We start from the raw sequence: 12,323 nt of genomic DNA on the forward strand, positions 1-12,323 counted from the left end.
GTCCCCTGTGCAATACAGAGTTCAATCCTTAGTAGCTGCTTAATATATTTGTCTAATTTTTTGGGTTCAGTTCATTTATCAGTGGTCTTTTATTGAGAAAAAATATATATGCATAAAAGCATATTTTATCCTACCCATTATCGTATACAATATTAACTGTAACAAAACTGATTACAACTAATAAGGAGGCTTTTTCTATTATGAAAAAAATGATTTTAGCAGGTGCATTAACTTTAGCAGGAATTACTGGAGCTACTGCGTTTATTCCTGAAACAAAAGTCGCTGCTGCCGCTCAAGAACAAAGCTTTACAAAATTTTATTCTTTGCAAACTGGAGGTAGTTCTGAACAAGAACCTATTTTCCTTCAAAAAGGACAAGAACTAACAATTCATCCTAACAGCAAAACTCCTAGTTACAGTGTTTATGACTCAAATCATAACCTAATTGGACGTTATTCTGATGGTTACGGCCGAATTTTCACTGCAAAAACAGATGGAAATATGTATGTTCAATTTCATGCACCTTACGTTTACTATAGTCCTGTTAGTTTTTCTGTTACTTATACTATTCAATAAAAAAGAGGTCCTTTATAGGGCCCCTTTTATTTCTCTTGCCAATTCACTTTTACGAATCCATCTTTCACTTTTAATCCGCTTATATTCAATGCATACTCTTCATTTGCTTTTAAAGTAACTGTAAAACTACCTTTTTTCGATTCACAAATTTCCTTTAACTCTTTTATACCTTCTCCTCGTCTTTCATACACGCTAAAGCATAAGTTCCCTCGTTTTGCATCTGTCTCATAAGAAAATGTCACTTCTGTGTCCTTCTCATACTGAAGTTCAATATCTTTACCGGCAATATCCCATGATGAGAATTTCGCCTCGTAACTTGTCTCCCCTTGCTTCTCATTTTCTAAATATATATCCCCTGCTTTCCACGCGTCATCTAACGTTTGTGCAAAAGCAAAACCACTAAGTAATACAAACATTGTACTTGCCAATATCGCAACTAATGTTACTTTCTGTTTTTTAACAAAGTTCATCTTATATTCTCCTTCAACTTTCTTTTTACTTCTTCTTACCATATATAACAAAAAACCGATAAAAAATGGAAATATAACCGCTAAGACACTCCATCCTTTACTCATTTGATGTGCTTTAGCATCTGTATATACCCATGATGCAACACATATTAAAAGTGCTATAAAAGCTAAAAACATCGTCACTCCAGCTACTTCAAATAGTACAAACGAATTAGCGAGCTCTTTCATGTAATTTATACTCCTTCTTTAAAAATGACTGTATTACAACATATATCGGAATGTATACATGCATCATAATCACAATGGCTATCAACATAGGAATTTTATAATCCAAATGTGTGACAAATTGTTCTATAACAATTGTTAACAAAACAATCCAAATGGTGTGAATACAAATCATCCATTTCCTCTCTAACTTCTGAGCCTTTCGCACGCCCTGCTTCGTGTTATTTATTAGCTCTTCGCTTGGAGTTATCTCTTCTGCTAAGCTACTCTTTACCTTCTGTTCAAATTTATCTTCTGTCATAAACGAACCCCTCCAAATGTTCTCGCATTTGCTTCTTCGCATAATTAAGGCGATATTTCACTGTACCAATCGGTATATTTAATATTTCGCTCATTTCTTTATAAGAGTATTGTTCATAATAGTAGAGTACGAGCACGGTTTTATATTTTTCATTCAATAGCTGTATAACTTCCCGTATCATTTCCGCTTCCACTTTTTGAATAAATTCTTCTGATATATTCACATCATCTGCGAAATCTATTTCTCCACCATCTTCTTTATGAAATAAATCTAAGACGCGATCTTTCCATCTTTTCTTCTTGCGGTAAAAGTCATAAAATGTACGAACGCAAATTGTAGTAATCCACTTTTTATAATTATCCACATAAAAAAGTTGGTGCCTTGATGAAAAAACCTTTATCCACGTCTCTTGAAAAATATCTTCCGCATCTTCTTTCGTTTTCGCTAACTTATAGCATAAAGAATATATTTGCTGCTTATATATATCAATTAATTCTTCTATCTTTTCTTCCATCATAAGCCTCCTGTCATTTATATAAGACGACGCAAATTCCCCTTTTGTTTGATAAATTTTTTTATTATCTCCACATAAAAAGGCAATCACAACATCGTGTGATTGCCTTTTATTTAAAAACGAAAGTCCTATTCTAAACGAGCCGCTTCCGCTTTTCTTCATTACATTTTTTCTGGTGCAGATACTCCTACGATTGCTAATGCATTTTGAAGTGTAGTGCGTACTGCTTTCATTAACTCGTAACGAGCTTTACTTAATTCTAAGTTATCTTGGTTTAATACTTTTTCTGCATTGTAGAAGCTGTGTAATGTTGCTGCTAATTCAAATGCATAGTTTGTAATACGGTGTGGCAGACGTTTTTGTGCTGCATCCGCAACTACAGCTGGGAATTCACCAAGTTTTTTCAGTAACTCTACTTCTTTCTCAGAAGTAACAAGTTTATAGTTCACATCTCCATCTACAGCTAATCCTAATTCTTCGCCTTGACGAAGGATACTACATACGCGAGCATGAGCATATTGTGCATAGTATACTGGGTTTTCATTAGATTTTGATACAGCTAAGTCCATATCGAAGTCTAAATGAGAATCACCGCTACGCATTGCGAAGAAGTAACGCATTGCGTCCACGCCTACTTCTTCCATAAGCTCACGAAGTGTAACTGCTTTACCCGTACGCTTACTCATCTTCATTTTTTCACCATTTTGGTATAGTTGTACCATTTGGATGATTTCTACTTCAAGCGTGTCTTTATCGTAACCAAGTGCTTGAATAGCAGCCTTCATACGAGGAATGTAACCGTGGTGGTCAGCACCCCAAATGTTGATTAACTTATCAAAACCACGCTCTAATTTATCACGGTGATACGCGATATCTGGCGTTAAGTATGTGTAAGAACCGTCGTTTTTAATTAATACACGATTTTTGTCATCGCCGTAAGTCATTGAACGGAACCAAGTTGCGCCGTCTTCTTCAAAGATCTCTTCACGCTCTTTTAATACAGCAAGAGCTTGATCGATTTTTCCGTTTTTGTATAGTGATGTTTCTGAGAACCATACATCAAATTTAACACGGAAGCTTTCTAAGTCTTTTTGAAGTTTTGCTAATTCATATTTTAAACCGTATTCACGATAGAATTCATAACTTTCTTTTTCATCAGCTTTCGCATAACGATCGCCGAATTCTTCAGCTAAACGTTTACCGATTCCAATGATATCCGCACCATGATAACCGTCTTCTGGCATTTCTTTATCTAAGCCTAAAGCTTGCATGTAACGAGCTTCAACAGAAAGAGCTAAGTTATGAATTTGGTTACCAGCATCATTAATGTAGTACTCACGAGATACATCGTAGCCTGCTTTTGCTAATAAGTTACATAAAGTGTCACCTACTGCCGCACCACGTGCATGTCCTAAGTGAAGGTCACCTGTTGGATTCGCAGATACGAACTCAACTTGTACTTTTTCACCTTTACCAGTATTCGTTTCACCGTAAGCTTCACCAGCGTTTACGATTGTTGGAATTAAATCTGTTAAGTAGCTATTATCCATATAGAAGTTAATAAAACCAGGACCAGCGATTTCGATTTTTTCAATAGAAGCTTTTGCTTTATCGAAGTTTGCAACTAGTTCTTCTGCAATCATACGAGGTGCTTTTTTCGCAACGCGTGCAAGTTGCATTGCCATATTTGTAGAGAAGTCACCATTTGTTTTATCTTTTGGAGATTCTAATACAACGTTTGGAATCTGTTCTTCTGTCGCTAATTCTGCCTTTAATACAGCAGCCTGAATTTCTTCTTTAATCAATCCTTTTACTTGTTCTAAGGAATTCATTATTTTGCCTCCTTCAAATTAATTGTAATAGTATATCTGCCAGCTTCTTGTTCACTTAGAAGCAATGCGTAAGTTAAGAAGAGTTGTCCTTTTTTCTTTTCATCCGACCATTTAAAAAGAACGTTATCAGTCTTTGTTTGCAATGCAAACGTACCAAGTTCACTCGTATACGTACCAGTTGTCCATTCACCTTTCACATGCGTCTGACGCATAGAAACAGCACCTGAACGCATAATGAGAACTTGTTCATCTTGAATTTTAATAATTGTTTTCACTTCGCCTTGTTCGTTCGGCTCCTGGAATGTTACATATGTACCTTGACCTTTTACATAGTATTGACCATTTGCTTCAAAAGCAACGGTTTCCTTCCTCGCCCCTTCACGGATTTCTGTTACGAAATGAACGTGTACCGGCAAGCCTGCAAGTTGTTTCTCCACGTCTTGCACACCTTTCAAATGTTATAGATATTAAATACTACTTATAATAAATCACTTTTCCTATCATATCAAAAAAAGACTCTGTCTGTCTGCTGAAAAATCAGGAAAACTCCATTTCAAAAAATAATTCACTTCTACTTTATTTTATATGATAAAATATTTTTTAAATCTAAATATTCTTTCAATTAAAGAGGTGAATATAGTGCTACCAACAAAGTTAAAAAAGGGTGATGAAATACGAGTGATTTCACCATCGTGTAGTTTAAGTATTGTTTCAAATGAAAATAGAAAACTTGCTATAAAAAGATTAACTGACATGGGCTTTCAAGTTACATTCTCAAAATATGCTGATGAGATAGATCGATTTGCTTCCTCCTCTATTTCTTCCCGCATTCAAGACCTCCATGAAGCATTTGGAGACCCTAATGTAAAAGCTATTTTGACTACACTTGGCGGATACAACTCAAATGGTTTATTGAAACATCTCGATTATGATTTAATTCGTGAAAACCCGAAATTTTTCTGTGGTTATTCTGATATTACTGCCTTAAATAATGCAATTTACGCAAAAACAGGGCTTGTTACATATTCAGGACCCCATTTCTCTTCGTTTGGAATGGAGAAAGGGCTCGGGTATACAACCGATTACTTTTTAAAGTGCTTAACTTCTAATGAGCCTATTGAAGTCCTGCCATCTGAAACATGGAGCGATGATTCTTGGTATATAGATCAGGAAAATCGAGAATTTATTAAAAATGAAGGATACGTTTCAATTCAGGAAGGAGAAGCTACGGGAGATATTATCGGTGGCAATATGAGCACATTTAACTTACTGCAAGGCACACCATATATGCCAAATTTAAAGCACAAAATTTTATTTATTGAAGAAGATAGTTTAACTGGAACATCTACTCTTAAAACTTTTGATCGTTATTTACATTCCCTTATGCAGCAGCAAGATTTTGAATACATAAAGGGAATCATTATAGGAAAGATGCAAAAAGGTGCAGAATGTACGATAGAAGACATTCAAGAAATGATTGCTTCAAAACCTGAACTTGCACATATTCCTATCATTGCAAACGCAAGTTTCGGGCATACAACCCCGATTTTCACTTTCCCAATTGGTGGACGTGCAAAAATTATTTCTAACAAGGAAAAAACATCTATCACTATTTTAACCCACTAAAAAGGAGCGAATGAGTCGCTCCTTTTATGGTTTTTCTATTTTTTCCAACGCTTTTTGTGGAATAGATTCTTTCGGGATTTCAGCCCATCCTTTTCCTTGCATACCTTTTGCATAAATTTTTATAAACGCCCCCGTATGCAATTCACGGTTCATCATTCTTTTAATGATCTGTAACTTTCCGTCTTCTGTATACCCTTTAAAAGTATACAAGTATTCTCCGTCTTTTTTCTCACCTTTATCTATAACCGCATAATAATCTTGTATTTCTTTATTTGAAAAGAAGTTGTCTACAAAAGCATGTACACCTTCTGTTTTTGTGTTCAAATAATACGCTGTTCCACCTAGAATAATGGCGAATATAGCTAAAACTTTAATTACCAATTTCATACATGAACCTCCTGTTTGCACTTCTTTCTCACTAGTATTATATCTATACTTGTATTATACGGAAAAGAGCATACTATACTCTATCTAAAAGTCTTACACTTTCCTTACATTATTGTAAGGGATTTTTTCTTACAGCAAGTTCCCAAGAAAAAATTTTTCCGTTTCATACACTTTTATATTATTATTGAATGATACGAATTTTTATTACAAAAATCAAAGGAGACAGTTTTCAAATGGCTATCTTGCAAGGTTTAGCACTATTACTTGTTGTACTTTGTCTATTTACACTTTTTAGTTACCGTGCGCCTTATGGAATGAAGGCGATGGGTGCTTTAGCTAATGCAGCAATCGCAAGTTTTCTTATTGAAGCATTTCACCGTTATATAGGTGGAGAAATGTTTCATAATGACTTTTTACAATCAGTAGGAGAAGCTTCCGGTAGTATGAGCGGTGTCGCAGCAGCGATTTTAGTCGCATTAGCAATCGGTGTTTCCCCCGTATACGCTGTTTTAATTGGTATCGCTACTAGTGGATTCGGTATTTTACCAGGATTTTTCGCTGGATACGTTTGTGCTTTCGTCGTGAAATTTCTCGAAAAGAAATTACCAGCTGGCGTGGAATTTTTAGCAATCCTATTTATCGCTGCACCAATCTCACGCGGAATGGCAATGCTTATGGATCCGCTTGTTAACGCAACACTCGGTAAAATCGGTTCTATGATTTCAGTTGCAACTACAGAAAGCCCTATCATTATGGGTATTATGCTTGGTGGATTAATAACAGTTATTTCTACCTCTCCACTAAGTTCTATGGCACTAACTGCAATGCTTGGATTAACAGGTTTACCTATGGCAATTGGTAGTCTTGCCGTTGCGGCCTCAGCCCCGATGAACTTTATTTTCTTTAAACGATTAAAAATTTGTTCAAAGAAAGATACAATTGCTGTAGCAATCGAACCTTTAACACAAGCCGATGTTGTCTCAGCAAATCCAATTCCAATCTATATGACAAATTTCGTTGGCGGTGCACTTGCCGGTATTATTACATCGCTATTCCAGCTTGTTAATAATGCACCAGGAACAGCATCACCAATTCCAGGTCTTCTTGTCCTATTCGGATTTAATGACGTTATAAAAGTAACGATCGCTGCCGTACTATGTGGAATCGTTACCACTATTGTCGGATACATTGGATCTATTGTGTTCCGTAAATATCCAATCCGCTCTGCTGATGAAATTCGCGGAGTTACTTCGGAAGAGAAGGTTGCATAAGAAAAAGAGCTATTCCCATCGTTTGAGAATAGCTTTTTTTGTGTTGCGTAACGGTAAATGAAATTATATCGGCGATTTTTTTAATATATCGGCGCAACTCGAATTATATCAGCGATTTTTTTAATATATCGACTTACCGACACATAACGACAAAATAAGAGCCCTCTAATCATATAGAGGGCTCTTATTTTATCTAGCTGCAGCGGCTAGAATCTCCAGCCATTTCACACTCTCGGTCGAGCGTTCCAATGACCTGCGATTCTGAGCGAGCTGCCTCCGCTTTTATTACTATCCAGTTACGCCTCCTAGACCCTTGCGTCTAAGAACCTTCCCTGCCAAAAGGTAAAAAGCACCTTTTGCAGGAAAGAACCTTAGTCACCGGGTCTAAACAGTCGGCTTCACTTTTACTTTATCTAGCTGCAGTGGCTAGAATGATCGGTGGCTTCGCTTCTTCCTTCGAGGCAAAAAGCGCCTCTACGTCTGAAACTCCATCCCCCTCACATTCTGAGCGAGCCGCTTCCGCTTTTATTTCACCCAACCGAGCAGCATTTCCCGCACGAATTTGCTTGCTGCGACTGGTGTTTGATCACTATGGTCGTAGACTGGAGCTACTTCTACTAAGTCTGCTCCAACTACATTTATATTTGAATTTGCAATTGCTACGATGGAATCTAATAATTCTTTAGATGTGATACCGCCAGCTTCTAATGTTCCTGTTCCTGGAGCGTGAGCTGGGTCTAATACATCAATGTCGATTGTGACATAGACTGGGCGGCCAGCAAGTTTCGGTAATACTTCTTTTAACGGTTCTAATACGTCAAATTTGTATAAGTTCATACCTACTTCTTTCGCCCATTCAAATTCTTCCTTCATTCCAGAACGAATTCCGAAAGAATATACGTTTTCCGGACCAATTAAATCACACACTTTACGAATTGGTGTAGAGTGGGATAAAGGCTCCCCTTCATACGATTCACGTAAATCAGTATGAGCATCCATATGGATGATTGCTAAATCCGGATATTTTTTTGCCATTGCCTTAAAAATTGGCCAAGACACTAGGTGCTCACCGCCGAGACCTAGTGGAAACTTATCGGCATCTAAAAGTTTTGATACATACTCTTCAATCATGTCTAAGCTGCGTTGTGCGTTTCCGAATGGTAATGGGATATCACCCGCATCAAAATATTTTACCTCTTCTAGTTCACGATCTAAATACGGGCTATATTCTTCAAGACCGATTGATACTTCACGAATACGTGCAGGGCCAAAACGAGATCCCGGACGGTAACTTACTGTCCAATCCATAGGCATCCCATAAATAACTACCTTTGACTCTTCAAAACTTGGATGACTTTTAATAAATACTTTACCTGAATAAGCTTCATCAAAACGCATATTCTTTTCCTCCTTATGTGGAACTTAAGGTATCCCAACCTTTCACTATTTCTCAAATTTGGAGCGAATTGCTCCTCTTTCTCGATTTACCGGGTCTTCTTTTTAACAACAAGAAGACGATTTTCTCTACAGAAGTGTAAGTAGCTAGCATGTTCAAGTCTTCTGGACAAACACCTTAAATGAGCTACTTACACTTTATTTGTTTGATACAATTCTCTTACTTAATTAAATCCCCAACAAATTTCGGTAATGCGAATGCTGCATTGTGTAATTCTTTTGTGTAGTATTTCGTTTCGATTTCGTGGAAACGCTCTTCACTTACTTCTAATGGATCATGTTTTTTAGATCCAATTGTGAACGTCCAAAGACCACTTGGGTAAGTTGGAATGTTTGCTGTGTATAAACGAGTAATTGGGAAGATCTCTTTTACGTCTTTAAACACAGTTGTAATTAGTTCTGGTGTAAACCAAGGGTTGTCCGTTTGTGCAACGAAAATACCATCTTCTTTTAACGCTTTTGAAATTCCAGCGTAGAAGCCTTTTGTAAATAGGTTTACTGCTGGTCCTACTGGCTCAGTAGAATCTACCATAATTACATCGTATTCATTTTCGCTTTCTGCGATATGTAGGAAACCGTCTCCTACTTTTACTTCTACACGCTCATTATCTAATGCGCCTGCAATTGATGGTAAGTATTGTTTAGAGTACTCAATTACTTTTCCATCGATTTCAACAAGAGTTGCTTTCTTTACACTTGGGTGTTTTAACACTTCACGAATAACACCACCATCACCGCCACCAACAACTAATACGTTTTCAGGGTTTGGATGTGTAAATAAGGGTACGTGTGCTACCATTTCGTGATAAACGAACTCATCTTTTTCTGTTGTCATAACCATGCCATCTAAAATAAGCATGTTTCCGAACTCTTCCGTTTCGACCATATCAAGTTTTTGGAATTCTGTTTGCTCCGTATGTAATGTGCGGTTAATACGCGCCGTAATCCCAAAATGTTTTGTTTGTTTTTCAGTGAACCATAGTTCCATCGTACAATCACGCCTTTCAATGCAAATTTATAATAGGGACATCATTAATGTCCCCTAACAAAAATAAAACAAAACATCCAAAATGTATAGTTAAAAGTACAAAAATACCGAAAATATATTTTAGTCAGAGGGTTCTAACATATGTGCGGAAAGGGTTTGCACCGCAAAAGGAAAGAAAACCCTTTCTTAAGAAAGGGCTTTTGTCTCTATTTCTACTGGTTTACGAATTGGAATTAGGATCATAATACAACCAACTAACACAACAATTCCACCTACTAAAAACGGACTTTGTGGTGAAACAGTATGACCGATAATTCCTGATAAAATTGGAGCAATCGCACCACCTAACCAACGAACAAAGTTATAAACACCTGACGTAACAGATCTTTCATAAGGTGAAATATCCATTACATAACTTGTATATAATGCATTGTTTAAGCCAGATGCCAATCCTGATAAAACGATAAGAGTAATTTGTAACCACATAATTTTCACAAAGAATAGTGCAATTAAGAAAATCGCAAATACGAGTAAACTACCCTTTAATAATGTTTTTGGTTCATATTTCCCTTCTAGCTTATGTGCTAAAATTGCAGAACCGTAAGCTAACGCGAGCCCCCATCCGCAAAATACAAAGCCTAATTGAATAGCTGATAAATGCATAATAAGTGGTGAATATGCTAACACAACGAAAAATCCGTAGTAGTATAACATTCCTGAAATCGCACCTTGCATAAACGGTTTATACTTCACCAGGTTAAGTAATTCTCCTACCCCAGCAGCCTTACGCTTCACTTTTCGCTCCGGTTCTTTTACAAAAAAGAATACTAAAATAAATGCTAAGAAAATTAAAATACTTGTCGCGAAAAACGGATAACGCCAAGAATGACCACCTAATATCCCGCCTAATAATGGTCCGCCAGCCATGCCTAAACCGATAGCTGCTTCGTATAATCCTACTGCTTCATGAACTTCTTTACTTAATGCTATTAATAGCGTCATTGCTGTAGCAAAAAACATCGCATTTCCTAATCCCCATCCAGCGCGGAAAAGAGATAATTGAGCAATCGTTTGCGATATACCGCATATAAACGCAAATACAGTCACAATCGCAAGACCGATTGTCATCATCCGTTTATCACCAAATCTCGATGCAAATATACCAGCTGGTAACATCATGATTGCCATCGTTAAAATATAAGCGGTAAATAACATTTCAACTTGCCAATGCGTTGCACCAATTTTCTCAGCAATAATTGGCAAAATTGGGTCAACTACCCCTATACCCGAAAAGGCAAGGAAGGTAGCCACCACTGTAATCAATCTCCCTAGTTTTTGTTTGCTCTCCATTTTGATTACTCTCCTTTTGTGTTCTCTAAAAATGTTACTGCACGATGTAAACTATCTTCTAGTTCTGCCTTTACACGTTGCATTTGCTCCATTTTTTCGTCTAGCGTTTCCACTTGTTTTTCAAGCATATCTTTAATTTCTTGAATCACTTCACGATCACGAGGGTTTTCGCTATTTCTTCTTTGCTCCATTCTTTCTTTTAACGATAAAAAATGCTGCATCTCTTGAAGCGTAATTCCTAACACTTCTTTCGCTTCCACAATTTTTTTAATTCTGGCGATATCCCCGTCTGTATACAGGCGAATGTTCCCCTCACTACGTTCAGGGGGATGAATTAAACCAATTTCCTCATAATAACGAAGTGTACGTTTTGTCAAACCAACTTGCTTTGTTACTTCATCAATTTTATACATGTTTATTCCTCCCTTCACTCGATTATTACATTTTACGTTAACGTTAACTTTTGTGCAACTGTTAGACTTTTGTAAATGTTTGTCATATTCAATTGTATTTTCCCTAAAGCAGTTTCATAATGAAAGAAAAGAGATAATAAGGAGAATTTCACATGAGTAAACCACTTATTTTCGCTCACCGCGGAGTAAAAGGAACACATCCCGAAAATACGATGATTGCCTTCCAAGAAGCAGAACGCATTGGCGCTCACGGAATTGAACTCGATGTCCACTTATCAAAAGATGGTGAACTTGTCGTAATTCACGATGAAACCGTCGATCGTACAACAAATGGCGTTGGACTTGTTTCGGAAAAAACGGTAGAGGAACTACAATCATTGGACGCTGGTAGCTATAAAGACCCTTCTTTCCATGAAGCAAAAATCCCAACGTTGCGTGAGGTTTTCATTTGGCTTTCCACAACGAACTTACAACTAAATATTGAATTAAAGACAGATGTTATTCATTACCCAAATATTGAGGAAAAAGCTGTTGCACTTGTGCGTGAATATCATCTTTCTAATCAAATTGTATTTTCATCATTTAACCATGACTCTGTTTCATTATTAGCAGAAATTGCTCCTGAAATCCCAAGAGCAATTTTATATGATACACCACTTTCTGATCCAATTGCCGAAGCAAAACATAGAGAAGCAAATGGATTACATCCAAACTTCCAGTTATTAACGAAAGAATTTGTGCAGTTAGCACAAGAGCAAGGGTATGTTTTCCGTCCATATACAATTAATGAATACAAAGATTTACAAACTATGATTGATTATGGTGTAGATGTCATCATTACTGATTGGCCAGCACGTGCCTTTGAGCTCCTTTCTTAATGGAAGGGGCTTTTTTATTTTCGAAATTTCATTGTTTA

14 protein-coding genes are annotated in these 12,323 nt (G+C 36.8%); 4 read left to right on the plus strand and 10 right to left on the minus strand.

Going from position 1 to position 12,323, the window contains the following annotated elements:
- The first annotated feature begins 200 nt into the window (after nucleotides 1-200).
- Nucleotides 201-575 (plus strand): hypothetical protein, encoded by a 375-nt coding sequence (locus AB6801_RS25065; RefSeq protein ID WP_000738221.1) that lies wholly within the window; start codon nucleotides 201-203, stop codon nucleotides 573-575.
- 26 nt (nucleotides 576-601) lie between these two features.
- On the opposite strand, the gene AB6801_RS25070 is transcribed toward AB6801_RS25065, so the two are convergent.
- From AB6801_RS25070 to AB6801_RS25090, 5 genes are all read right to left on the minus strand, one after another.
- On the minus strand, nucleotides 602-1,273 hold the full coding sequence (locus tag AB6801_RS25070; RefSeq protein ID WP_000660957.1) for a hypothetical protein: 672 nt from the start codon (nucleotides 1,271-1,273) through the stop codon (nucleotides 602-604).
- A complete protein-coding gene (locus AB6801_RS25075; protein ID WP_000133821.1) occupies nucleotides 1,257-1,571 on the minus strand; it encodes a hypothetical protein in 315 nt (104 codons plus the stop codon). Before AB6801_RS25075 ends, AB6801_RS25070 begins: the two co-directional genes overlap by 17 nt.
- Complete coding sequence (locus AB6801_RS25080; RefSeq protein WP_000391478.1) at nucleotides 1,558-2,085, minus strand: RNA polymerase sigma factor; 528 nt, start codon at nucleotides 2,083-2,085, stop codon at nucleotides 1,558-1,560. Before AB6801_RS25080 ends, AB6801_RS25075 begins: the two co-directional genes overlap by 14 nt.
- Before the next feature lie 161 nt (nucleotides 2,086-2,246).
- Nucleotides 2,247-3,917, minus strand: a complete 1,671-nt coding sequence (gene argS, locus AB6801_RS25085) for an arginine--tRNA ligase (protein ID WP_001086446.1) — start codon at nucleotides 3,915-3,917, stop codon at nucleotides 2,247-2,249.
- Nucleotides 3,917-4,354, minus strand: a complete 438-nt coding sequence (locus tag AB6801_RS25090; protein ID WP_000414867.1) for a YwiB family protein — start codon at nucleotides 4,352-4,354, stop codon at nucleotides 3,917-3,919. The genes argS and AB6801_RS25090 overlap by 1 nt, the downstream gene beginning before the upstream one ends.
- 202 nt (nucleotides 4,355-4,556) lie before the next feature.
- Here AB6801_RS25090 and AB6801_RS25095 point away from each other — a divergent pair, with 202 nt between their 5' ends.
- The gene (locus tag AB6801_RS25095; RefSeq protein ID WP_097999221.1) at nucleotides 4,557-5,543 is read left to right on the plus strand and encodes a S66 family peptidase; all 987 of its coding nucleotides are present in this window, start codon (nucleotides 4,557-4,559) and stop codon (nucleotides 5,541-5,543) included.
- Nucleotides 5,544-5,567: 24 nt separating this feature from the next.
- Here AB6801_RS25095 and AB6801_RS25100 read toward each other — a convergent pair whose 3' ends face one another.
- Nucleotides 5,568-5,930, minus strand: a complete 363-nt coding sequence (locus AB6801_RS25100) for a YxeA family protein (protein WP_000779915.1) — start codon at nucleotides 5,928-5,930, stop codon at nucleotides 5,568-5,570.
- Between the two features lie 233 nt (nucleotides 5,931-6,163).
- On the opposite strand from AB6801_RS25100, the gene AB6801_RS25105 reads away from it, so the two are divergent.
- A complete protein-coding gene (locus AB6801_RS25105) occupies nucleotides 6,164-7,201 on the plus strand; it encodes a PTS sugar transporter subunit IIC (RefSeq protein ID WP_000996328.1) in 1,038 nt (345 codons plus the stop codon).
- A gap of 525 nt (nucleotides 7,202-7,726) precedes the next feature.
- Here AB6801_RS25105 and speB read toward each other — a convergent pair.
- The 4 genes from speB to AB6801_RS25125 all read right to left on the minus strand — a co-directional run bounded on the left by speB (nucleotide 7,727) and on the right by AB6801_RS25125 (nucleotide 11,407).
- Complete coding sequence (speB, locus tag AB6801_RS25110; RefSeq protein ID WP_001209831.1) at nucleotides 7,727-8,599, minus strand: agmatinase; 873 nt, start codon at nucleotides 8,597-8,599, stop codon at nucleotides 7,727-7,729.
- Nucleotides 8,600-8,816: 217 nt separating this feature from the next.
- Nucleotides 8,817-9,644 (minus strand): polyamine aminopropyltransferase, encoded by an 828-nt coding sequence (gene speE / locus AB6801_RS25115; protein ID WP_000424696.1) that lies wholly within the window; start codon nucleotides 9,642-9,644, stop codon nucleotides 8,817-8,819.
- A 186-nt stretch (nucleotides 9,645-9,830) separates the two neighbouring features.
- Complete coding sequence (locus AB6801_RS25120) at nucleotides 9,831-10,994, minus strand: MFS transporter (protein WP_000444233.1); 1,164 nt, start codon at nucleotides 10,992-10,994, stop codon at nucleotides 9,831-9,833.
- Between the two features lie 5 nt (nucleotides 10,995-10,999).
- Nucleotides 11,000-11,407: a MerR family transcriptional regulator gene (locus tag AB6801_RS25125; protein ID WP_000276578.1), complete on the minus strand. Its 408-nt coding sequence runs from the start codon at nucleotides 11,405-11,407 to the stop codon at nucleotides 11,000-11,002.
- Between the two features lie 152 nt (nucleotides 11,408-11,559).
- Between AB6801_RS25125 and AB6801_RS25130 the strand changes: the two genes are divergently transcribed.
- Entirely contained in the window at nucleotides 11,560-12,285 is a 726-nt protein-coding gene (locus tag AB6801_RS25130) for a glycerophosphodiester phosphodiesterase (RefSeq protein ID WP_000042788.1), read from the plus strand.
- The last annotated feature ends 38 nt before the right edge of the window (nucleotides 12,286-12,323 follow it).

Source organism: Bacillus sp. RCC_6_1 (assembly GCF_041360755.1).
Classification (GTDB): domain Bacteria; phylum Bacillota; class Bacilli; order Bacillales; family Bacillaceae_G; genus Bacillus_A; species Bacillus_A cereus.